Raw genomic sequence first — 22,469 nt, 5'->3', positions numbered from 1 at the left:
GACATATGTCTCTCCCTGAGTTTGAAAGGCCAACATCTTCGTGCCTTTGAATCCTCTCGCCAGCTTATCGTATCTGTAGCATTCGGATGGCCATGGCAATCGCGCAACAATATCTCCGGCCGCATTTAATAGCAGGCACAGGATGCTGGGGGCTATAGCTTTTGTTCAATGAGCAATCTAAGCCCTCTGTTTACCGGGCACTTGAAGCTGCACTGCAGAAGGCGAGCAAGTGATTTATCACTAAACAAGGAGAGGTAATAGCAGAGGCCCTAATGATCATGCTCGATATCAAGCAATCTCAGGCACCCGCTTCTGCAAGGTAGCTGTCGGGGATCAGTGTTTACACATCAGGCCATGAAGAACCCCGAACCTCAAACCAGGCTCGGAAGGAATCATATGCGAGATACCAAACACCTTGAACGCCGCCAGCATGACCACCAGACCTCCGGGTAAGGCGCTCAGGCGATGGGTTGGCAAGCCCGCTAATTTGAGTCGTTTCACATGCCCCACTTCCAGCAGACGCAACGACAAGCGCAACAGACCGCTGTAGGTGATACCGCTTTGGCCAGAGTCGTTCAATCCGTTGGCCTTGAGCACTTTGGCTAGCACCCTTGCGGTACCTGAAGAGCCGATAGTCTGCTGCCAACCTAGTGCACGATAACGACGTGCAACTTTTTCAAACTGTAGAGTGGCCACACGCTCAGCCTCGAGGAGCGCCTGAGCCGTGATACCACCTCCCTGAAAGTAACGTGCACCAAAGGTACCGCTGCCGATGGCAATGCTCTCGGTCAACAGGGGCTGAGCACCCTGCCCCAGAATCAATTCAGTGGAGCCACCTCCGATGTCCACGACCAGTCGCATGCTCTCTGTACCAGGTATCGTGTGGGCAACACCGGCGTACACCAGCTGGGCTTCTTCATGCCCAGAGATGACATCAATACGAAAACCTAAATGTCGCTCCGCACTGGACAGAAACAGTTGAGCATTATCGGCTTGCACACGGTCTGGCCCAGATTCACCCCGGACGCTACCGTCGCCGCAGTCGTCGTGGCGCTGTTCGGCACGACCATCAGCCCTTATCTGTTTTTCTGGCAGACCTCTCAAGAGGTCGAGGACATGCACAGAAACTCCCACAGTGCACCGCTCAATCAAGACCCGCGTAGCGCACCCAAGGAACTGCTACGCATCCGCTGGGATACCTGGAGCGGCATGCTCTACTCCAACATCACTGCCTACTTCATCATTCTTGCGACGGCAGTGACCCTTAATGTGGCGGGCGTGACCGACATCAACACTGCGGCGCAAGCAGCCAGCGCATTACGGCCGCTCGCTGGCGACTCCGCCTACCTGCTCTTCGCACTAGGCATTCTTGGCGTGGGCATGATCGGCGTACCGGTGCTGGCGGGTTCTGGTGCCTATGCCCTTTCCGAGGTGATGGGCTGGAACGAAGGCCTAGAATGCAGAGTGCACGACGCCCAAGGCTTTTACAGCATCATCGGCATCAGCGTGCTCGTCGCACTCGCCATCCAGTATTCGCCCATCAGCCCCATGAAAGCGTTGTTCTGGAGTGCTGTGATCAACGGGGTCGTTGCGGTACCGCTGATGGTCGTCATCATCATTCTGGTTTCAAAGAAGTCGGTGATGGGCGATTTCACGGTGAGTCGACCGTTGATTGTCCTGGGCTGGGTTGCGACGGCTGTGATGGGTGCGGCGGCGGTGGCGATGTTTATTCCGGGGTAGGCTTGGTCAGCTCATGGCGAGCCTGTTGAGACGGAGCTGATCCTATCGAACTATTAAGTGCCTGGGAGAGTGAATAGCTCGAACGTTTGCTCGCTTCAATCTAAGCCAGCACGTAAAAGCACGTTACCATTGCCGACTCAGAAGCAATGGAGACCGCACGTGAGAAAGCCGCCTATGAAAATCATGATCGAAGAATGGGATGGTGACGGTGCGATTCGAATTCCCGATGAGGCGTTGCAGGAGCTGGAGCTTGATGTTGGCGACTCGCTGTACTTGATAGAGGAATTTTTCGGCAACACGCGCTGCCTTGTCCTATCAAAAAAGCCTCAAATCGCGGATCGAATAGACGAGCTCACTGAAGCCTGGGATAGCGGACAGCTTGTCAACGCCGAGGTGAAATAAGGCAGTCGTAATGAGCTCCCCCAAAGCAGTCAAGGAAGGCCAAGGGGGATGACTCGTCAAGAGCACAGCACGTAAAGACGTGATGCCGAGACGGGCTTAAGCCCGAAGGAGCTTAACTGGACGCATTGCAGACCTGAGGAGGGACACCCTCCAAAAATTGCGGAACACATGACTTTATCGAAGGCAATAAAAAACCCCGTAGATCGTTGATCTACGGGGTTGTTTATAGTGGAGGCCGAGGTCGGAATCGAACCGGCGTAGGCGGATTTGCAATCCACCCACAAAGCTAAGTAGATCAATAGGTTAGCATGGCATGCGTTCCGCAAGCTACTGATTTTCAACGGCCTGTAGACCACGTCCTTCAAGGGCCTGTTTTGGGGTTGCGGAACGTTTTTTTGCTTCATTCTCGGCCCCTCTCCCCTCAGCCAGCCCCATTCCGCACAAGACATTGAGCTGCTTTCGGGCAGCGCTTGGAATGACGTTTGGTTTTTGCCATCCTGCATGATGGCAATTAGCCGTAAACCATCGACGCAGACTTCAAAAGGGCGCATGCGTTTTCACACAGCCTGGACCCATTGAAGCCATTCCCGAACGCCCAGGCACGCATTCCCAGCCAGCGGAGCGAATGGCTTGAGTCGCCTGTCAGGCGCGGAGCTGGTCGAATAGCTTTTGCAGAAAAACATCGTCCGCCACTGAGTCTGAAAGCAAGTAATGCCCAGACCAGTTGTCCCAGCCGGCTGCGAGGCTGAATTCAGCACATTGGAATTTTGGTGAATTTTTTCATCAACGCCTATGACAGGTGAACCCAATCGTTTGAACCCTCGGAGTTTGATCAGGTTTTCAGCTAGCGATAGCCAACAAGAGTCTGACAACTCGTTGAAACTGAGTGTCAGTTCTGTGAGCAGCCGAGGGGGGAAATTCCCTTCGACTGACTCGACTCGCCGGTTCACTGCGTAGCGGCAAACGCACGGCGATCATGAGTTTGATCCAGTCGGCACAGCTCAACGGGCATGACCCGTATGCCTACTTGAAGGACGTCCTTACACGCCTGCCGACGCAGCGGGCGAGTGAAATTACCGAGTTGCTACCGCATCGGTGGCAATCGGTTTTGTTGCGCAAGACGGGATGTCCGGACGCATACAAAGCTCTAACTTCGTGCCTGTAGCGACCTGGATACTTTCAAAAACATTACTTGATAGCACAATTATCTAGTGTGCGCAGTGCACCTACTTGGTGATCACATCGAACACGCGCTTCTCATGCTCCTGCTCACGTTCCGGTCCGGCTACGTAAACACAGCCGCCGCCCGCCTTACTGTCTTTAGACGAGACCTCGCCGTACAGCGAATTCTTGTTCTCGATGCGGTCCAGGCTAGTGGTACTCCAGCCATCTTCGGTCACGGTGATTGTGACTTTATCGGAGAATGTGAGAGAGAAATTTCCGTATGCCGGCGTGCCGAAGCCTTTGGCTGCGATAACGGGACTTTTGTCGGGCTCGACTGCGACTAGGTATTGCCCTTTTTTCGGGGTTCCCCAAATACTGAATCGTTCCTTAGTCCGGTAGTGGGCTAGTGCTTTGAACGCACAGCGATAAAGTAAGGTAGCCTGAACGCCTTTCTGCGCTGAAGTACCCGGAATGCTAGAAGCTACCGGGCCAGGCTCGTCTGGATAGCGAGTGGGGTTTTCTTGTGGATTACCGTTTATTTGTAGGCCAAGACTACGGAGCTCGTCAGGGATATTGCAGCTTTCGAACTGTGGAGCACCCGCTGTCACTGTACAGCGGTCACCACTGAGGTTGAAGACATTATCAGTGGGCCCTTCCAGATCATGCTTAAGTACTTTCCAGACCGAAGCGGTGACCCTGCCGTCATTGGAGTTGAGGCAGCTGCGTCCGTAACGATTCTGGCACTCATTGAGCGCGCCTTTAAGGGCGCTCATCTGGCTTCCGTGGTTACAGGTGACCCCAATTGCGCCTGCGCCTCGCACATTGAAGTTTTCAATTCCCCATAAGGCTGCCCAGCCCCGCTCACAGGAAATCATTCCGGAAACAGTACGGCCAGATTTACTCTCGATCCGTTGCTTTGCAGCCGTTTCGCTATCTGCAAAGACATTGTAGTAATGATTGTCAGGGGTGAAGGCCATATAAAGCTTAGCCGCACTGGCCTCACCAGAAAGTGTGAAAAAAAAGCAAAGAGCAAGACGATAACGCAACCTATTGGCGAGAGGAGTCATGGTTAACTGCTACCCGTTGGCGGAATTTTTAAACTATAGGGCACGGGAGTGAAGGCTTCCAGCTGCACAAAAAATATTCTGACGCTGTCGTGCCTGAAACTGTGACTTGAGGAAACTACAAATCTGAATCATCTGTAATTTTAGCCCGTGTTAATGGCGGATTTGCAGATGACATTTGTAAGCGAGCAGGCATTACAGGTTGCGTAACGGCATACAGTTATGCAGCAACAGCTCGGCGATCTCGCTCGCCCGTTGCGTCGGCAGCCGCGCCAGCACGTCCTTCAAATACTCGTACGGAGCATGCCCATTAAGCTTGGCTGATTGGATCAGACTCATCTGTGTCGCCGCGCGTTTGTCGGTGCGCAACGACCCAGCAAAGAGCCAGCTCTTGCGGCCCAAAGCCCACGGCCTTATCTGCTGCTCGGCGTGATTGTTGTCTATGGGTACTGCATCGTCATCTTGGCTTAGCAGAGCGGGCTAGATGACTTTGCCGGACGCATACGTCTATTAAACCAGGGGCGATTCAAACGTAATCGTCCAGGCACTCCGGCAGCAAAGTGACTTGCGTCCGAGCCTCCCCCTCAATGAATCGCTTCATGATCGTCCCGCGCCACGATCTAGACGATCAGAAGGTTAAACAACCGCTGGAGTTTTCACACAGTCTGGGTCGATTGTTGCCGTACTATCGCATCTATCAGGATAGGGATTCGAACCCCTTCTTGCATCCCTTTAGGCCGCCTCAGGCCAGAAAATACGGTGCTTTCGTCCTGTTCTCATGGCGTCCTGCGGTATATGGCGGCCCTGAATTTGCCCTAATTTTGCCCTAAACCTCTTCACCACTGTCGCTGCTATGCTTGGATTTTATCGAACGGAGTCGACCCCATGCCAGGCGATTACTCACTACCCGACGTACTGGAAAGGATCTACGACAATCAGCTCGCCTTGGAGGCGGCGGTAATGGAGCTGACGTTGTGGGTGGAACAGCGGGGTTCGCAAGAGGTAGGTGACAATGTCCGTGGTGCTCTGGAAGCTGTTGGAGAAAACGCTGGCCACATCAAGCAGGGCTTGGCCAAACTCAGGGGTACGAATCTCGGCTAGGCATCAACCTTCCCGAGAAAATTTCAGGATGGCCCCAGGCAAACCTAACGATTGCCAATGTAAATATTTTTGCTAGACAGCTTTTGGTCCAGGCTGTGTGAAAACGCATGCGCCGTTTTGAAGTCTGCGTTGCTACGTAAAATCTGCCAGCGTTTGGTTAATCAGCAGCCCGAAAATTTGCGTAGGAACGCGATTTTCGCTCCAGTCCTGGCTGTCAAACCTGCTCAAAAACGTTTTCACACAGCCTGGGCCAAAAATAGACATTGGAACTTCTAACAACTTTGGCGGTAACTCGACTCGTTTACCGAGCTAATCTTCCCGATGACTCGATGTCGGGAAATGGGCATAAAGTCGTTTCGTGGGCCAGAAGCGCGTGTTTATCGTTATAAACGGCCCATAAGCTGACCCTGATGACGGCTCCCTAAGGTGGTGAGACATGAATGATGATGAAATTCTCAAAGTGATGACTGCAAGCCGATCAGGCGCGACGGTCCATTGCGTCGATTTTGCGTTCCGCTCCTTGAGAGCCGCTGAAACTCAGGTGTGGAGAATCTGGAATCGGGAAATACCGCCTAGCCAGCAGGATGTTGAAGTTACGAACAAGTACTACCAGGACATCTTGATTGACATCCACTTCTACTTTATCTCGCTGAGGAACGTGTATAGGTACTTGGCCAAGTCAGTGGACGATCCTGCTTTTGATGCTTTTCGCCCAGAGCTGGCTGAGTTAAAAGATCGCTGGTTTTCGCACTATGCCAAAGGGCGTGAAGCATTTGAACACATTGATCAGCGCTTGCCCGGTCAAAAGCATGAATCTCAGATTGTGGAAATCGTAGATAACAATGGCGGCCGGAGAAAGATTCACTACGCCTTTTGGCCAAAAAAGGGGCTGTTCGCCCATTCCGATGGAGAGTGGGATATCACGTCAGCCACATTTGATCGGATCAGCGCGGATGTGAAATCGCTATTATCCCGGATCGTAGAAAGCTGCGTAGTTACAGATCTGCCTCATCCCTAGCGATCAATGTGATTGGGAGTTGAAAGAGCTCAATTTCGGCCATTGGCGCATTAGCTCATCCTCTCAAATGGCTTCTTCTTGGCACCAGGCATCGCTATTCTACGCGGACGCAGCAGATTTTTATTCCTACCCCCAGATTACTCTCGCAGGCTAAAAATGGATTATTTTCAAAGCCTCTTAACTACCATCGTCTCAATTGATTTCTCCCCTCTTAAGTCGCTTGTAGACTTAAACGACCTGCGCAACCTTGCCGCAATTCTCGGTGTCGCAATTGGACTAACGACAGCAAGCAAAAAATGGGGCAACAAAGCTGTATATTTTGCAACGATAGGCGCATCCTCAAATAGCCCATTAAGCATAACTTCTTTATCAATAGCAAATCTAAAGGACAAGCCATTAATCATATATGAAATCAATGTCATTTTTAAAAAAACCAATCGATATTTCCGCCTACAAAAATTTGACCCTCCTCTAGTCATTAAAGGCTTAGAAGCCACAACATTTGTACCAGAAAAATATTCCGAACTGGAAATAAAACCAAACCCATTTCTTGAATTTAATTCAAAGATAGATCTAATCCTTATCACAGAAAGCTCAGCCATAAAATGCAAACCAGCTGAATCACCTGAATCAATTGTCTATCGCCACATGAAGCGTCATAGGCCTATCACCGTATCCAGACGGATATTTAACAAGAAAATTTATAGCAAAGAAACTGCCTTGGCACTCGTATACATGTATGAGGGAACACAGCGAACCAGTTTCCTCTTGAATAACGGCTTATTTTGTGATGAATGGCCATTTCACACCAACATGCTGTCAAAAACTCTAATGCAAAACCGGGAATCGATCATAGCTGGAATTGACGAAATAGCAGAACAAAACAAAGTTCAAATAAATATTATCGAACTCCCTTAATGGAAAAAGTCATCTAGCTACAACTGATTTTCCATAACTGATCAAGCTTAGTGGTATAACTTTGGCTCATCATTTCCCGGCGCATGCCCCAGTCGGGATTCGTCGGCACGCTGGCGGGCCGAAGCGTACCTTTACCCCACCGCCCGTTGATCTGGTCCAACACCGCCATCACCCTTGTCGCCTCAGTCGGCTGGGAAGTGGCGAACAGATCGTCCGTGTACTCACCCGGCTGGCACAGATTCAGGAGCATCACCTCGGCTTTGCTGTAGTTGAATCCAGGCCGGAATACTCGATCAAGCGCATCGACAGCCGCCTTGGTCAGCAAACGAACATCGTCTGTCGGGTAAGGCAGGTCCACCACCACGCCGTTCGCGTATTTGGCCTCCTCGGGATTGAACATTCCAGTGCGGATACTCACCCTGATCTTTTTGCACAGCGAGTTCTGGGCTCTGAGCTTCTCCGATGCTCGCATCATGTACGTGGCCACCGCCTCCTTGATGGGGGGCAGCTCCTTCAGCCGCTTACCGAACATCCGGCTACAACAGATCTCCTGTTTTTGGGGGGGCGGCTCGTCCAACTCCAGGCACGGCGTACCCGCCAGTTCCCGCGCCGTCTTCTCGATCACCACGCTGAAATTCTTGCGCAGCGTCCACGCATCGGACTTGGCCAGGTCCATCGCCGTTTTGATACCCATGGCATTCAGGTGCATTTTCATGCGCCGCCCCACGCCCCACACCTCGGCCACGTCGGTATTACGCAGCACCCAATCGCGCTTTACCTGGTCGCAAATGTTCACGACGCCACCGGTCTGGGCCTGCAAGCGTTTTGCCGTGTGGTTGGCCAGTTTGGCCAAGGTCTTAGTAGCCGCGATGCCAACGCCGACCGGGATGCCAGTGCACCGCAGCACCTGGCTGCGAATCTGTCGGCCGAGCACGTCCAGCCCGTCGATACCGGTGAGGTCGGCAAAGGCCTCGTCGATGCTGTACACCTCCACCGCCGGGACCATGGACTCAATCAGGCTCATGACCCGCTCGCTCATGTCACCGTACAGGGCGTAATTCGACGAGAACGCGACGATGCCGTGTTGCTGCAGCTTGTGCTTGATCTGGAAATACGGCTCGCCCATTTTTACGAAGGGCTTGGCGTCATAGCTTCGCGCGATGACACAGCCGTCGTTGTTCGAAAGGACCACGATCGGGACCTTCGCCAAGTCCGGGCGAAATACGCGCTCGCAACTGGCGTAGAAACTATTGCAGTCGATCAGACCAAAAACTGGTGGCTTAGACATGGCTGCGCACGCTGCTGGTGATCACACCCCAAATTGATAGCTCGTCACCCTCAAGGATATATCGAGCCGGGTATCTCGGATTTTCCGACAGCAGGATCACCTCTTTGCCGCGCTTGCACAGACGCTTACAGACCGGATCGTTGTTCAGCAATGCGACGACAATATGTCCGTGCACCGCCTCGATTGAGCGATCCACTACCGCCAGATCACCCTCAAAGATGCCCACCCCTTGCATGCTGTCGCCAGTGATCGTAACCAGGTAGACGTGCGGCGCCCGGATATTCAAGACCTCATCCAGTGAGATGTGCTGCTCGATATGGTCAGCTGCTGGTGATGGAAATCCGGCAGGGACCCGAAAAGAGCAGAAAGGCAGCTTCGTGCCGCCCTCTAAAATGGGACCTAGAATAGAAAAGCTCATGACGCGGCCTTTTACATATACTGTATTAATATACAGTTAACTTTGATACCGGCTTGGGGTCAATTTTCTTGCAGAAGATTTCGACAGGCGGAGGGCTTATCCAATGTGCGGAAGGCTTTCACAGTACCGGGGCATCCACGACTTCGTTGCGGCGTTGAGCATGCCCAATGTCCTAGTCAACACCGTTGGCGATCAGCCGCTTGAACGGTACAACGTCGCACCGGTGACTCAGGTCGCCCTGCTCCATCTCGAAGGTGACACTCTGCACGCTAACCGAGTGCGCTGGGGATGGCGACCACACTGGGCGAAGGACCGCGCCGCCCCGATCAATGCCAGGGTCGAGAAGGTCGCACACGGGCCGTTCTTCCGGGCGATCTGGCCACATCGCGCCATCACCCCCATCGATAACTGGTTTGAATGGGTTGATGAAGGCGGACCGAAGAAGCAGCCCTACTTGATCAGGCACCGGGACGGCTCACCGATCTTGTGTGCCGCCATCGGCCAACTTCCCGACAGTGACGAAGGTCCAGGCGAGCACGATGGGTTCGTGCTCATCACCGCCGACAGTTCCGGTGGCATGGTGGATATACACGACCGGCGACCGGTGACGCTTTTGCCAGCGCTCGCTCGGGAATGGCTGGACCCGGCGACACCCAAGGAGCGCGCCGAGCAGATGGTGTTGCAACAGAGTGAACCGACCGAGGTCTTCGAGTGGTTTAAGGTAGACAACGCCGTAGGAAACGTTCGAAATAAAGGATCAGAGCTGATCAAAGCGATCCACGAATGAATGATCCCAATCACCATCAGACCAGGTATTTAGCCCTGAAGATCGGGTAACAAGCTGATTTCTTTATTTATCGAACTAGTTAGCATAGACATTCCAAAATCCAACAACTCAGTGTCAGCAAATGAAAGCTTTCTTTGGACTCCATGAACGACACTTGATCTAAGCTGATAGAGATCCCTGCACTTTCTCATAATATCTTTCCTTTCAGCCGCACTTGATGCGAGCGAATAACCACACCTATCAGAAAGCGATTTCGTCAAACCCCCTTCGGAATTATCCTCACCATAAACCGACTCAAGGCCGATACACGTCTTTACGACTTTCATTGCGGGTACATGCTCAGAATCGGCGTCAAAGCTCCATTCACATGCTGCAATAATCCGCGCCAGAGACAGATCATTTGAGCTCGTCAATTTCAAAAAATCCTTCATACCCTCAACGAAAATCTTCTCAATACCCCCCTCTCTATAAAGTGCAGTAGACAACTGAATGGAAGTTAGAGCCTCGGCAATATCTTTGGAAATCGGCAGACTAATAGAGTTAATTATTGATCCATCGTCAATTTCATGTATATAAACTACCGGCTTCGCGGTTTTTCGAGGCCACATTTTCGAAAAAATATCATCAACAAGAACCCCGAACGCCTTCCCTCGCTCGATAAAAACCTTGACCAACGTCAAACTTTCCTGTGGAGTTACTGCTGCTGAATCATAGTCACAATAGCCAGCAACTTTAGTTCTAAGATAGCATGACTCACCCTGTACGTTTACCCCTAGCTTACTCGCCAAGGATTCTCGCCTAACGAAATTATCACTTAGCATCTGCAGAGAAATCCCCGAACCAACATTAATTCCAGCGCCATTCGGAAGAGAGATGCTTGGAAGCTCATAGTATATGTCGTAGTGATAAGGCAGCCCGATAATACGATTGTAAATTCGTACGCACAGTTCCGCCGAATCGATGAAATCAGAAAGCTTCCCACTCAATCTGGAGCCATCATCAGGTTTCGGGATAGCTCGCGCAACAATGCTACTGATCATCATTTGCGCTTGGCGCTGACTGATCCACTGTGCCTTTAGCTTCGATACAGATAGCGCCAAGTTTTCTATTCTTTTCCAGTTTTCATCGTCCTCGATAGATGAGTTCATCAATACACAATTATTAACCAACCCCTCGATTTTAACCTTAAGGTTTTCCAACGCCCGCGCATCCATAATGGCCTCATCAAAGAAATACAGTCCCCTCCTAAACTATCACAACCGTACTAAAACAAGCCTCCAAAGTCCGCTGGTTTCCAATTCATGATCACCAGTTCACCGCTTACTTCGGCTTTCCCCTGCCGCTGATTGGTGTTGCTGTAGCGGATGTCCAACGTTTCAAAATGGAAGCCCTCGAACACGTAGCGAATGTCCGGATGGTCGTTGATGCTGACCATGACCTTGCCTTTGCAGCGGCGCATGAAGTCAGCCATTCGCTCGTAGTTCTCAAACGGAAAGTCCACCCCATAGCCGGCGGTCTGCCAGTAAGGCGGGTCCATGTAGTGGAAGGTATGGGCGCGGTCATAGCGTTCTGCGCATTCAAGCCAGGGGAGGTTTTCGACGTAGGTGCCGGACAGGCGCTGCCACGCGGCCGAGAGGTTTTCCTCGATGCGCAGCAGGTTGATGGCCGGTGCGGTGGTCGCCGTGCCGAATGTCTGACCAGAGACTTTGCCGGCGAAGGCATGGTGTTGCAGGTAGAAGAAACGGGCGGCGCGTTGGATGTCGGTGAGGGTTTCGGGGCGGGTCATTTTCTGCCATTCGAACACCTGCCGCGAGCTGAGCGCCCATTTGAATTGGCGCACGAATTCTTCGAGGTGGTTCTGCACGACGCGGTAAAGCGTGACCAGGTCGCCGTTGATGTCGTTTAGGACTTCGACCGGCGATGGCTGGGGCTTCATGAAGTAGAGCGCGGCACCGCCGGCAAAGACTTCGACGTAGCATTCGTGTGGCGGAAAAAGCGGGATGAGGCGGTCGGCCAGGCGGCGTTTGCCGCCCATCCAAGGGATGATGGGTGTAGACATTGAAAGCAAGACCTTTACTGTATGGATAAACAGGTGCTAGGCTCGCCGCGCTTTGTGCACGAAGCAGGAGCCTAGGCTGGACTTGCAGGGACATTCTGCAGGGACGGCGGCCGGATTGGATGTTGACGCATCCACACCGGCCGCTCTTTTTTACTTCGGTGTTGAGACTTCTTTGGTGTAGGCCTGACAGGCCGCCAGGGCGATCAATCCTTGGTCGCCGGCATCGGTGATACCGATAATTCGTTGAGCATGCGCTGGGTCAAGTTGGGCTCTTGTGGCTCCATGAACCACGCCGCTGGTTGAGGTGGCGGCTGACACTGTGGTGCCGCTGGCTGAATCGGTGGTCTCGAGTAGGACTGACAAGCGCAGATCAGCAGTGGCAAGGCGGTCGCGCAGGCGACCTTGATCACGTTGGGCATCGCTTAAGGCTCGGTAATGGGTTCGTTCACTGGCGGAAAGCCGGCGCTCGAGGGCGAGACGTTTATCCTGCTCGGCTTGTTGCTGCGCGGCCGCTGCCAGTGTCTGTTGACTGAGGCTTTCCGCCTGCAGGCGGGCTTGCTGCTCCAGCTGCTGGCCGTAACGCCAATCCTGAACCTGCCACGCTAACGCAGCCGATCCACCGGCCAATACCATCAGCAGCGCGCCGCTGGCCAGTAACCGATACGGCGCAGGGATCAGGTCGACAAAACGCATAGCACTGCCCTCGCCCGCCCCCACAACTCCAGCCGATCCGCCTGGCCGTTGAGCCCGCCGTTAATCTTGCGGGTGATCGCCTCGAACTCACCCCGATCTGCCAGGGCGTTCAGCTCACGTAGCCACCTCCAGCGTGTCCGGGAGTGCGTTCATGTCGGGAACATTGAGGATGGTTATTGGCTCATCCGGCCGCCGCTGCCCCCTCCCGTATCTTTGAGATTCGTCGTCTAGCCCGCGAATCCGGCTGCGCATTCATCCCCACAAAACCCATGCAAAAAAATCGCACCGCGCCTGCTCCATTCGATCCCAATGGCGGAGGGCACGCAGCATGAGCAAGTTCAAACTCGACAACCGCACCCTGCAACTACTCAACGCCCAGGTCAATCTGAGCGAGACCTTCAATCACACGCTGCGCTCGACGCCACTGCGCGAAGCACTGGCGTTTCGCCTGAAAGTTGAACGCAGCAAATCTGACACCCTCTTCACCGTCGAGCTGGGTATCCGCGCCTACAAGGCAGATGAAGAAATGCTGCGACCTCAAGACGAACCCAACGCCAATCCCTGCTTTGGTGTTCGACGTAATAAAGAAACGCCCCGCGACTATTACGCAGGGGAAACGGTGTGGGATGCGGTCTACGCCCAGGCCGTGCAGGAACTCAAGGACGCGATGGACCTGGCCTATCTGACTGGGCAGCGCCCAGCAGATGTACTGAAGATTGCCGCCACTGATTTGAACAGCGGCTTCCTGATGGTCGGGCAAGGCAAAACCGAGAAGCGCCTGCGTATTCGTCTGGAAGACGCCGGCGCCCAATCTGGACTCAGCACTTTTATTGATGACTTGCAGGAGCGCAGAGCGCTAAACGGTATCAAAACCTCAACCCTAATCACCAACACGTCCGGACTCAGGATGAGCCAGCAGATGTTGCGCAACCGTTGGGATGAAGCTCGGGAAAAAGCCGCAGTCAAGGCTAGTGCCGACGGTGACACAGCGTTGGCCATCAGCATTCGCCAGTTTCAGTTCAAGGACATTCGCTCGAAAGCCGCAAGTGAAATCGAACTGACACACGCCAGCCGACTACTGGGGCACTCCACAGAAGAGATGACCAAGAAGGTTTATCGACGAGTGGGCGAGATCGTAAAACCCACGAAGTAACCCCCCTTCAACTAGCGTCAACCTGGTGCAAGGTTGGCGCTCCCCCACGAAAAATGCGAAATTGCACCCCAGTTGACCACTTAATTACATGGGTACTGACCACTCGCTTGCATTGCACTTGACCAGACATTTGCATTCAATCTGACCACCGATTGCATCAGATTAGACCAGCGCGCTTAGTAACCATGGTCAGGAGAGGGCTGCCCACTGCTGCCGGTGGCGATAGTCAAAAACGACCCACTGCTGACAGTTATGATCTACGTGTTTTTGTTCCCGATAGCGGGCGTTCGCGGTTAGCCGGCAAAAACTGCATGGGATAATTGGAATAAAGCCGCGGAGAGTTGCTCATCCCCGTGCTGCTTCCAGGTCCATTTGAATGGACTTCGTCAGCCAACGCCCTGCATTGACACCAAGCAGCCTGCATTAATCGAAGCGTTGCGTTTAATGTTGAATGCAAACGCCTTAGTCGCGTGGCGGATTTGCAAAAGCTTTAGCCGCAAGCTTTGAATATTTAGGAGAAGTGCACAGTGGATGCAAGATTAAGATCTCACCATTTCACAATGGCCGTTAGTCCATATCTGATGAGACCGCTCTCACATCCGGCGGCTGGCTCATTACATTATGTTGCTCGCCAATAACGTTGTTTGGAGGCCCTAGTCTAATGGTTTTTAAAGCATAATATTTTGCCATTAGCGTGTTGGATAGTTCGCCCGCATCAGTAGAAAGTTCAGCGACTGAAATGGTGCGAGGAAGCCTGGTCACACTTGGAACCAAGGGATTGAGCTGCCCTTCACCTACAGCGCCCTTGATTATCTCAAAGCGCCCACGCATTTCCACCCAATAGCGGTGCCCTCGATAAAGGTCTTTGACCGCTTCATAAACACTCGCTGAACCCAGCAGACTGATGACTAGCAGAATTTGCACCACGTGCACGAAAGAGGCTGAAGCTCTCAGAGGGGCTCCTTTGAAAGCCCAATGAAACAATATGATTAATGTTGGATAGCACCCCAGCAAAAATACAAAATAAACAACACACTCGGCACGATCCGGAAGTGGGTAATGATTGATTAAGAAGCCAACCCCATTTAGCGCGAACAGCAACACCACCCAAGCCAAGGGAAAATACAGCCACTTATATTGAAATTGTCCGTCACGGAAAAATAGTTGGTGGAACTGATCGCGCGTGGCGAAATGTAGAAGTACTGCAGATGCCCATAGGGCTGGATTGGCCAACCAGTTGGTAGCCCTGAGAATAACCCACGGCACAAACATAATTGTCGCTAGCCAGGTTGGAGGTCGAATCAGTCCATTGCTTGTTAAGCTGGCTGCACGTACTGCATTACCCGGTGCCAAAACAGAGATAAAAGAGCAGACAACTCCAATTACTAATATCGCGAGCCAAAATCGAGCACTATCACGCCGCAGTCGCACCGCCAAAAAAAGTAAAGCTGACAATATCGTCAGCACTGAAATCATAGTGAGTTCATTCGACCCAACCGCAATGGCCGTAATCACCGCCGCCGTCAGAAAGCGCAGCGCGATTATCAAATAATTATTAGACGGATAAAATTCACGCCGCGCCGCAACAGCTAGAACAAAGAGAAGGGCCACGTTTGCAAGTTGATAGTCTGCAATACCCATATCCCAGTAGACCGATTGCGCAATGTTAGGCAAGCCTGAAATATATATAACCCAGAATGCAAGAGAGCATACGCAAGTAGTAAGCAGAGGTAACTTGCGACCGACGACTGATTGGAAAAAAGTAAACGTCGTCATCAATGAAAGTGCAATGGCTGACAGGGGGCCGAGGAAATAATAACGCTCGCCCCCTGGCAGCTCGGCAAAAATCGACATGACCGCAGTCGCCGTGTATCGACCTGACCAATGCATGTACCATTCACGCTGCGCTCCCCAAAACCCAAACTGGTTTACTTGATCAAAATACGCAAAATCATCTACCGCAGGGAATGAAAATAAGCTCAGCACCGAGAACAGAAAAACGATTGACAGCGCTACTGCACCGATTAGAGCTGGAGCCGTTTCGTAACGAGCAAATATGGGGCGCTTCATGGGTCGCGTTTCATCTCTGTCAGCGTTGTTATTTCAATTATTACGCTTGTATAGTAAAGGAGCTGGCCGATTCTTAAACGAACAGATAACATTTCGCTGGCGGAAAGCTAAAGCGCGAAATGGCAGTCTTACTTGTCCATGTACCTATTCAGCAAGGCTATTATTGGAAGGCTGCTGATTATCGTTCTCAAAGCAGTGATGATTTGTTCATACTGCTTTATGGCCGGCCATCCTTGCAACACGTAATTAGTTTGATTTGCGTCAGCCAGCATAACAAGTATCGGCTCGGTTGGGAAACTCAATGAACCGAACAGCCGTATACTTGCCCCGTATGTACGGTGGTAATGGGAGGGAGGCGACCTTAGGCGTCCCCCTGTCCCGATTGAGACTGTAAAAAACCTCATTTCGTTCGGCTGGCTTATCCCGTGCGACCGTCTGCTTCTCCATCAGGAGTAATTTTTGCAACGTCTGCTATTGGCCCAGAGTGTGTAAAAACACCTTCGCGAACCCTTGCTATGATTTCTGTGGATTTCATTGCAGGGATCGCCCATGAAGCGCTTTATCCAAGGTGAACATCGAGGCCAAGGCACCTTACTCCCCGAGAGCCTCGACGACTACGTATGCGATACCAATCCGGTGCGCATAGTCGACGTCTTTGTCGACGAACTCGACCTGGTCAATCTGGGTTTTTGAAAGTGCCATTCCAGCTGATACTGGCCGGCCTGCTTATCACCCTGCGATCCTGCTGAAGATCTACATCTACGGCTATCTCAACCGCATCCAGTCGAGCCGCCGTTTGGAGCGAGAAGCCCAGCGCAACGTCGAGCTGATGTGGTTGACGGGGCGTTTTGATGCCGGATTTCAAGACCATCGCCAGCTTCCGAAAAGACAACAGCAAGGCCATCCGAGGCGTCTGTCGCCAGTTCGTTGTGCTGTGTCAGCAGTTGGGACTGTTTGGAGAAAATCTGGTCGCCATCGACGGCAGTAAATTCAAAGCAGTCAACAACCGCGACCGCAATTTCACCAGCGCCAAACTGAAGCGGCGAATGGAAGAAATTGAATCGAGCATCAACCGTTATCTGACGGCACTCGATGCTGCCGATCGGCAAGAACCAACAGCCTCCGAGCCCAACGCCGTGCGGCTGGAAGAGAAAATCGCCAAGCTGAAGACGCAAATGAAAGAGCTTCAAGCGATAGAAATCCAGCTCAACGAATCGCCGGATAAACAGGTCTCACTGACCGATCCAGACGCCCGCTCCATGATGACGCGCGGCACGGGAATCGTCGGCTACAACGTGCAAACAGCGGTTGATACCCAGAACCATTTGATCGTTGCTCATGAGGTCACCAACTTCGGTTCCGACCGCGATCAACTCAGCTCGATGGCGAAGCAGGCTCGCGATGCCATGGCGTCAGAAACGCTGGCGGTGGTAGCTGACCGAGGTTACTTCAAGAGTGAAGAAATCCTTGCCTGTCACGACGCGGACATCACTGCCTACGTGCCAAAGCCGATGACTTCAAGCGCCAAGGCGGATGGTCGATTCAACAAGATGCTTTCGTTTATGACGCGACGAAAAACGAATACATCTGTCCGGCGGGAGAGGCGCTGCCCTGGCGCTTCTCCAGTATTGAGAAAGGCATGAATATGCACTGTTATTGGAGTTCGAAATGCCAGGGCTGCGCGCTGAAAACGCAGTGCACACCGAGCAAAAATCGTCGAGTAAGACGCTGGGAACATGAAGCGGTGCTGGAGGAAATGCAGCGTCGGTTGAACCATGCACCGGACATGATGCGAATCCGAAAAAGGACAGTTGAGCATCCCTTCGGGACGCTCAAACAATGGATGGGCTCAACGCATTTCCTGACGCGCAAACTGGTCGGGGTAAGCGCGGAGATGAGTCTGAATGTACTCGCCTACAACATGAAGCGGGTTATGAGCATTATCGGTACAGCAAGCTTGCTGAAGGCGATGAGGGCGTAAAGTCTCGGTTTTCTCAGCCCCAGAAGGCGCTAAACCGCTACATAACCGCTTTGGAACGTCAGTAAATGCTATCACGGAAAACGCTTGGGCAATCGCATCGCCCAGGAACGCCTGGTTGACGCACTCGATATACGAAAGCGTTTTTACACACTCTGGGCCGTTCTCTGCCGGTCATGGTTACGAAGCCTGCTGGTCAAGTCCGATGCAAATGACTGGTCAGATCGAATGCAAACGGGCGGTCAAGTCAGTGCAATTACCCACGAAAAAAGCCGGCAGGTTGCGGAACACATCCAAAAAGTTGCGGAACACTTACCAAATCGCAGGCAATAAAAAACCCCGTAGACCATTGATCTACGGGGTTTTAATAGTGGAGGCCGAGGTCGGAATCGAACCGGCGTAGGCGGATTTGCAATCCGATACGGAAACGCATATAGGCAGCGGCCTCCAGCCTTTTTTAGTTCCGAAACTAGGGCAAAACAGATGCTCTACAGACCGCGCAGAATACGGGCTCGCCTTTGAGTTTGGGAACTGATTTTACCCCCCCCCTCCTCGGCGTCCTGCCGACCGAACACAATCCCCTATTCCCGTTTCACCAAAGCATCATAGGCCGCTTCACAGGCCAATCCATTCACTCGGGCAGTATCAGCGATTTCTGCCAATTCCCGATTTCGCTGGACAGATTTGTCGAGCACGACGGCGAGCAGATTGCCGGGGTTGGTTGCTGGCGTGCCTGCGGTGGCAGTTCCGGAATTGCCGGAGCAGCTACTGGCAGCGGTGACCAGCTTTGCGGCTGATTCGCGCAGCCGGCCAGCAGCAGTGTTGGCAGTAGCAGCATCAGTGCGAGCCTGTTCAAGTGCTTGTGTGGCATGGATTGCTACCTCGTCAGTTGCATGTTGGCGGCGTTGCTCTTCTACCCGGGCGGCAGACTCGGCGGCGGCCTTGTCCTTTTGCTGCTGGGCGACAGCCTTGTCCCAGCGGTCCTGCCACTCGGCATTGGCCAGGGTCTCGCCGTGGTGATAGGCGCCGAACAGCGCGCCGCACGCCAGAGTAATCAGTAGCAGGATGGCGCCCGCTTTCAGGTAGACAGTCATTCTTCATCCTCCCAGTCAGGCAAGTCGACCGTCTGCCCAGCCAGTGCGTGCGTGCAGTCGCCAAGGAACTGGATGCGACCATCGGTCACGAACGAGTGGCAGACTTTCTTCACGTCCTTGGAGATATCGTCAAATTCGCCCGGGTTGTCGCTCGGTTCACTCCATGTGACCAGTACACTCGGCGTGAAGGTCGGCTTCTCGACATCGCCGCTCCATCCCCAGCGCGGCCCAGCGCCCGCCCCATGAGATATGCCGTGAACCATGTCGCAGCCTGGGCACCTGAAGAAAAGCCGATCTTCCTCAGATTTGGCCAGCGCTCGGGAAAGCTTCGTGAAAGCAGTCATGCCAGCACCTTCAGCGCAGTGTTGTAGAGGTTCAGCCGGTCCGCCGCGCCGTTCTGTCCGCCGTTGATCCGCTGCGTGATGCCGGTGAAGTTGCCGGCGTCGGCCAGGGTGTTCAGCCCATTGATCGACCAGAACCAGGCGGCCGATAGTGCGGCGTACTGAGGCTGTGTCAGCAGGTCCGGATTGCCGACCAGGTCCACACCCAGTGCATCGCCACACTCTTGATAATTGGCGCGACCCGTGATCTGGATCAGCCCCCTACCCCGATACATCCAGCCATCACCGCTAGTCGAGTTGCCGTTACCCATGCGCGAGGCATAGGCAATGTTCGCGATCTTCTCCGGCTGACGCGCGCAGGCAGCGGCGAGATCGGCCGGAAACCGGTTCGGCCACGTCGCCATCAGCCCCGGAGCGCCATAGTTCAGGTTCTCCACGACGCGAGCGAGCTGCCCCGACTCATGGCCGACTTGTGCGATGAACGCAGCAATCCGTCGTACCGTAATGATCTGGAACCGCCCCATCGCGGTGTTCAGCACAGGCACAAAAACGCCGGCAACTGGGCCGGCGTTCGGGAAGATTTGCAGCAACTGCTGCTGGGTGATGGGCATACTTTTCTCCGGGCGAAAATAAACCCGCTCGATGGCGGGTGTTTTTTCTTGCTGCGATCAGGCCGGTAACTGAGGCCAGACGACTTGCTCAGCGCCAGACTACGGCTTGTACGGCCTCAACCGTGGCCGCAGCTGCTATAGCCGCCTCCAGCGTGATCTTTTTCGAGATCATCACGGTGATCATCGTCTTGCGGCACACGCCGACTGCTTGAATCTGCGCGGCCGTATGCTCGCGATAACCCCAAGTCCCCGTTTCATCGGCGCACCAGAACGGGGTTGTCCAATTGGTAGCCAACCCCGGGACCAGCGAAGACAACACCGAGTCCGACAGATTAGCCTGATCGGTCAGCTTTGACGGATAGGTGTACGGCGTACCCGGCACCAACGCGTCACAGGTGAATCCGGAAACAATGGCGGCGGCACACGCAGCATCCACCAGAGCCGACTGAATCGGCTGAGCATTGGCCACCAGATCAGCTACCGCTGCCAAGGTGATCACACCATTGACCCGTCGATAACTTAGGTAGTTATTAAACTGGTCCTCTGTGCATTCAACTTCGGAGTCTTCGAGGATGTTGTTTTCTGCAACCCCGGAAAGCATCACACAGCCGAACGGCGTGCCATCAGCATTAAACTGAATTACATACATGGATTAATACCTAATTAGTTCGCAGGAATAAACATAAAGCCGGCGTTCCGGCCAAGTGAGACCCATGCCACGTTAGTTGCAGACCCTGAAGTTGCGCCAGTTACCGTAACTGTTTCACCCTGAACTACAGCCAGGCTTACGCAGTTGACTGTCGTGCTATATCCGATGTCTGTCGCAGCAGCCGATCCTGAAATAGAGCCCGAGATGGTTACCCCACTGGAGATAGAAGCGGGCTGGGCGGGGGAGTTCGTTGCGTGGGAGGCAAATACCACGCCGTTGCAAGGCGCAACAAATGAACCCGCTGTAACTGTGAGTGAGAATGCCGCGTTGGCTGCCGGGGTGGATGAGGTATATGCCGTTCCGGAAAGGCCCTTTCTGGCCAGGAATGAAGCTGAAGCCTGGCCGCCGGCCCCCTGCACCAGGGTCGGCGCCGTGGCCCAGGTCCCCGCCGCTGCTTCAGTGATCTGGATATAGCCGAGCACCCGATAGGGCGAACCGGCTGCCACCGCCGACGCCGAATAAATCGTACTGGCCAAGGTGGCGCCGGCGCTGATGGTGGTTGGAGTGATGACCCCTGCCTCGCTAAGGTCCAAGTCGCCCGCGATGTTCCCCACGCACAGGACAGGCGTGCCGGCGTTGTAGGCCACCAATAGCACCAACTGCGCGGCTTTCCCAGAGGTAGTGCCCAGCGTGGCGCCCGCTGGCACGACCAGCGACAGCGTGCCGGCGGGGGTCGCCGACACTGGCGCGCCGTTGGCCAACGTGGCATTACGAAACACCAGCGGCTGCGCGGCCCAGGTCAGCGTTAGGGCGCTGGAAGCAACCGATGCCGTAATAGATTGCAGCGAGGATGGGAGCGCCTGGACCTGGCCGAGTTGGGTGGCATGCTGGCTTTGGGTGGCTGGTGCTACTTGCTCAGCTGCTCCCGTGCAGAACAGCAGGATGTAGGAGCCACCGCCGATTGAGGTGTTCCACTGCACCCACGCGTCACCATTGGCAACCAGCTCGCCGCCTTGAAGGGCTGAATGCGCGCCACCGACCAGAGCTACAGCGCCCAAGCCATCGTTGAAAGTTGAGGCGCCGGTATTGGATGTCTTGACCTTGAAGCGCAGCGGCTGCTGCTCACTGCGAGCGGTAATAGCTGGCGTGAAGGCGCAGACGTAAGTGTTGGCGGTGCCGGTGTCGACGGCGGACGAGGTGTTGCCGTTCTGAATGGACTGCAAAATTCCGCTCGGCAGCAGTGGCGCTCCGCTGTACTGCGAAATGCTGGTCGAGGTGATCGTGGTCTGACCGAACGCCACAGTCACCACGTACAGACCGATGTAACCGGCATCAGGAGCGGGCGTTACCTGGCTGCCAGTGTTGGCCGATGCGCCGGCCTTGACCGCAACGATTGCTGCGCCCTTGCGCGACGTGTTCTGCGTCAGGCCGTTGTTCCCCATGCCACTATAAGGCAGCGCAGGGTTGGCGCTATTGTAATAAGGCAGCAGAACCGGCGCTGAATCGGAGTCCTGGTAGGTCGCCTGCACCAGGTAGTTAATGGATTTCCCGGATGTGCCCGGCGCCGGGCAGCTTAGCGTCACACCATCGAGCAGGATGCCCTGCTTCATGATCGAGTGCGCGGTATCGGCCGGCAGCGTCGAGAACGCCAGGGCGTCGATACTGGTCAGTCCGTAGATCTCGCCCGGCGCGCAAACCACTTGCAGCGATGCCGGTCCGGTCGGCGTCACGGCAAAGCCGTTCGCCATGGTGCTGGTACCGAGAACCGCAGCCGATAGCTTTGCCAGACCAATCATGGAATCTTTCGCCATCTGGAGCAGGCTGGTTTCCGGCAGAATCTGGCCGGGATAAACGATCTGTCTGTCCATGGAATCCCCAATAAAAAACCCGCTCAAGGCGGGCTATAGAGTTGAATGAGTGA

General features: G+C 53.9%; 19 protein-coding genes and 5 pseudogenes. 9 read left to right on the top strand and 15 right to left on the bottom strand.

What is annotated here, in order from left to right; genetic code table 11:
- Positions 1 to 333: 333 nt before the first annotated feature.
- Positions 334 to 996: pseudogene (locus HK44_RS02225) on the bottom strand (Ppx/GppA family phosphatase); the annotation flags it as partial.
- Here HK44_RS02225 and HK44_RS02220 point away from each other — a divergent pair.
- The 3 genes and pseudogenes from HK44_RS02220 to HK44_RS02210 all read left to right on the top strand — a co-directional run.
- A complete protein-coding gene (locus HK44_RS02220; protein ID WP_198424407.1) occupies positions 979 to 1,740 on the top strand; it encodes a divalent metal cation transporter in 762 nt (253 codons plus the stop codon). The pseudogene HK44_RS02225 and the gene HK44_RS02220 sit on opposite strands and share 18 nt — an antisense overlap.
- Before the next feature lie 174 nt (positions 1,741 to 1,914).
- Positions 1,915 to 2,142 (top strand): AbrB/MazE/SpoVT family DNA-binding domain-containing protein, encoded by a 228-nt coding sequence (locus HK44_RS02215; RefSeq protein WP_019689983.1) that lies wholly within the window; start codon positions 1,915 to 1,917, stop codon positions 2,140 to 2,142.
- 940 nt (positions 2,143 to 3,082) lie between these two features.
- Positions 3,083 to 3,307 (top strand): annotated as a pseudogene (locus HK44_RS02210) (transposase domain-containing protein); the annotation flags it as partial.
- Positions 3,308 to 3,368: 61 nt separating this feature from the next.
- On the opposite strand, the gene HK44_RS02205 reads toward HK44_RS02210, so the two are convergent.
- Together HK44_RS02205 and HK44_RS02200 are read right to left on the bottom strand one after the other, a co-directional pair.
- Entirely contained in the window at positions 3,369 to 4,373 is a 1,005-nt protein-coding gene (locus tag HK44_RS02205) for a hypothetical protein (RefSeq protein ID WP_141651654.1), read from the bottom strand.
- Positions 4,374 to 4,565: 192 nt separating this feature from the next.
- A pseudogene (locus HK44_RS02200) lies at positions 4,566 to 4,832 on the bottom strand (transposase domain-containing protein); the annotation flags it as partial.
- A gap of 423 nt (positions 4,833 to 5,255) precedes the next feature.
- Here HK44_RS02200 and HK44_RS02195 point away from each other — a divergent pair.
- From HK44_RS02195 to HK44_RS02185, 3 genes are all read left to right on the top strand, one after another.
- Complete coding sequence (locus HK44_RS02195) at positions 5,256 to 5,471, top strand: hypothetical protein (protein ID WP_019689979.1); 216 nt, start codon at positions 5,256 to 5,258, stop codon at positions 5,469 to 5,471.
- A gap of 436 nt (positions 5,472 to 5,907) precedes the next feature.
- Positions 5,908 to 6,489, top strand: a complete 582-nt coding sequence (locus HK44_RS02190) for a hypothetical protein (RefSeq protein WP_019689978.1) — start codon at positions 5,908 to 5,910, stop codon at positions 6,487 to 6,489.
- Between the two features lie 156 nt (positions 6,490 to 6,645).
- Positions 6,646 to 7,407, top strand: a complete 762-nt coding sequence (locus HK44_RS02185; protein ID WP_019689977.1) for a hypothetical protein — start codon at positions 6,646 to 6,648, stop codon at positions 7,405 to 7,407.
- A gap of 13 nt (positions 7,408 to 7,420) precedes the next feature.
- Here HK44_RS02185 and umuC read toward each other — a convergent pair whose 3' ends face one another.
- Both umuC and HK44_RS02175 read right to left on the bottom strand, forming a co-directional pair.
- Positions 7,421 to 8,695: a translesion error-prone DNA polymerase V subunit UmuC gene (gene umuC / locus HK44_RS02180; protein ID WP_019689976.1), complete on the bottom strand. Its 1,275-nt coding sequence runs from the start codon at positions 8,693 to 8,695 to the stop codon at positions 7,421 to 7,423.
- Positions 8,688 to 9,113, bottom strand: a complete 426-nt coding sequence (locus tag HK44_RS02175) for a LexA family protein (protein ID WP_019689975.1) — start codon at positions 9,111 to 9,113, stop codon at positions 8,688 to 8,690. The genes umuC and HK44_RS02175 overlap by 8 nt, the downstream gene beginning before the upstream one ends.
- Before the next feature lie 103 nt (positions 9,114 to 9,216).
- Between HK44_RS02175 and HK44_RS02170 the strand changes: the two genes are divergently transcribed.
- Positions 9,217 to 9,900: an SOS response-associated peptidase family protein gene (locus HK44_RS02170; protein ID WP_019689974.1), complete on the top strand. Its 684-nt coding sequence runs from the start codon at positions 9,217 to 9,219 to the stop codon at positions 9,898 to 9,900.
- Positions 9,901 to 9,929: 29 nt separating this feature from the next.
- On the opposite strand, the gene HK44_RS02165 is transcribed toward HK44_RS02170, so the two are convergent.
- The 4 genes and pseudogenes from HK44_RS02165 to HK44_RS02150 form a co-directional block, all read right to left on the bottom strand.
- Complete coding sequence (locus tag HK44_RS02165) at positions 9,930 to 11,114, bottom strand: HEPN domain-containing protein (protein WP_019689973.1); 1,185 nt, start codon at positions 11,112 to 11,114, stop codon at positions 9,930 to 9,932.
- 50 nt (positions 11,115 to 11,164) lie between these two features.
- Positions 11,165 to 11,959: a DNA adenine methylase gene (locus HK44_RS02160; protein WP_019689972.1), complete on the bottom strand. Its 795-nt coding sequence runs from the start codon at positions 11,957 to 11,959 to the stop codon at positions 11,165 to 11,167.
- Positions 11,960 to 12,109: 150 nt separating this feature from the next.
- Positions 12,110 to 12,652, bottom strand: a complete 543-nt coding sequence (locus tag HK44_RS02155; protein ID WP_019689971.1) for a lysis system i-spanin subunit Rz — start codon at positions 12,650 to 12,652, stop codon at positions 12,110 to 12,112.
- Positions 12,634 to 12,765: pseudogene (locus HK44_RS02150) on the bottom strand (glycoside hydrolase family 19 protein); the annotation flags it as partial. The pseudogene HK44_RS02150 and the gene HK44_RS02155, both read right to left, overlap by 19 nt.
- A gap of 215 nt (positions 12,766 to 12,980) precedes the next feature.
- Here HK44_RS02150 and HK44_RS02145 point away from each other — a divergent pair.
- Positions 12,981 to 13,805: a tyrosine-type recombinase/integrase gene (locus tag HK44_RS02145; protein WP_019689970.1), complete on the top strand. Its 825-nt coding sequence runs from the start codon at positions 12,981 to 12,983 to the stop codon at positions 13,803 to 13,805.
- Positions 13,806 to 14,372: 567 nt separating this feature from the next.
- On the opposite strand, the gene HK44_RS02140 is transcribed toward HK44_RS02145, so the two are convergent.
- Positions 14,373 to 15,875, bottom strand: a complete 1,503-nt coding sequence (locus tag HK44_RS02140) for a DUF6056 family protein (RefSeq protein ID WP_019689969.1) — start codon at positions 15,873 to 15,875, stop codon at positions 14,373 to 14,375.
- A gap of 549 nt (positions 15,876 to 16,424) precedes the next feature.
- Between HK44_RS02140 and HK44_RS30090 the strand changes: the two are divergent.
- A pseudogene (locus HK44_RS30090) lies at positions 16,425 to 17,856 on the top strand (IS1182 family transposase).
- A 578-nt stretch (positions 17,857 to 18,434) separates the two neighbouring features.
- Here the strand turns inward: HK44_RS30090 and HK44_RS02130 are convergent.
- From HK44_RS02130 to HK44_RS02110, 5 genes are all read right to left on the bottom strand, one after another.
- Positions 18,435 to 18,947: a DUF2514 domain-containing protein gene (locus HK44_RS02130; RefSeq protein WP_019689967.1), complete on the bottom strand. Its 513-nt coding sequence runs from the start codon at positions 18,945 to 18,947 to the stop codon at positions 18,435 to 18,437.
- The gene (locus HK44_RS02125; protein ID WP_019689966.1) at positions 18,944 to 19,291 is read right to left on the bottom strand and encodes a DUF6527 family protein; all 348 of its coding nucleotides are present in this window, start codon (positions 19,289 to 19,291) and stop codon (positions 18,944 to 18,946) included. Before HK44_RS02125 ends, HK44_RS02130 begins: the two co-directional genes overlap by 4 nt.
- Positions 19,288 to 19,899, bottom strand: a complete 612-nt coding sequence (locus HK44_RS02120) for a glycoside hydrolase family 19 protein (RefSeq protein ID WP_019689965.1) — start codon at positions 19,897 to 19,899, stop codon at positions 19,288 to 19,290. The genes HK44_RS02125 and HK44_RS02120 overlap by 4 nt, the downstream gene beginning before the upstream one ends.
- A gap of 88 nt (positions 19,900 to 19,987) precedes the next feature.
- Entirely contained in the window at positions 19,988 to 20,548 is a 561-nt protein-coding gene (locus HK44_RS02115; RefSeq protein ID WP_019689964.1) for a hypothetical protein, read from the bottom strand.
- Positions 20,549 to 20,562: 14 nt separating this feature from the next.
- Complete coding sequence (locus HK44_RS02110) at positions 20,563 to 22,416, bottom strand: hypothetical protein (RefSeq protein WP_019689963.1); 1,854 nt, start codon at positions 22,414 to 22,416, stop codon at positions 20,563 to 20,565.
- Between the last annotated feature and the right edge of the window lie 53 nt (positions 22,417 to 22,469).

Source organism: Pseudomonas fluorescens HK44 (assembly GCF_000217955.3).
In the GTDB taxonomy this organism is placed as follows: domain Bacteria; phylum Pseudomonadota; class Gammaproteobacteria; order Pseudomonadales; family Pseudomonadaceae; genus Aquipseudomonas; species Aquipseudomonas fluorescens_AQ.
This window is presented reverse-complemented; position numbering and strand designations above follow the sequence as displayed.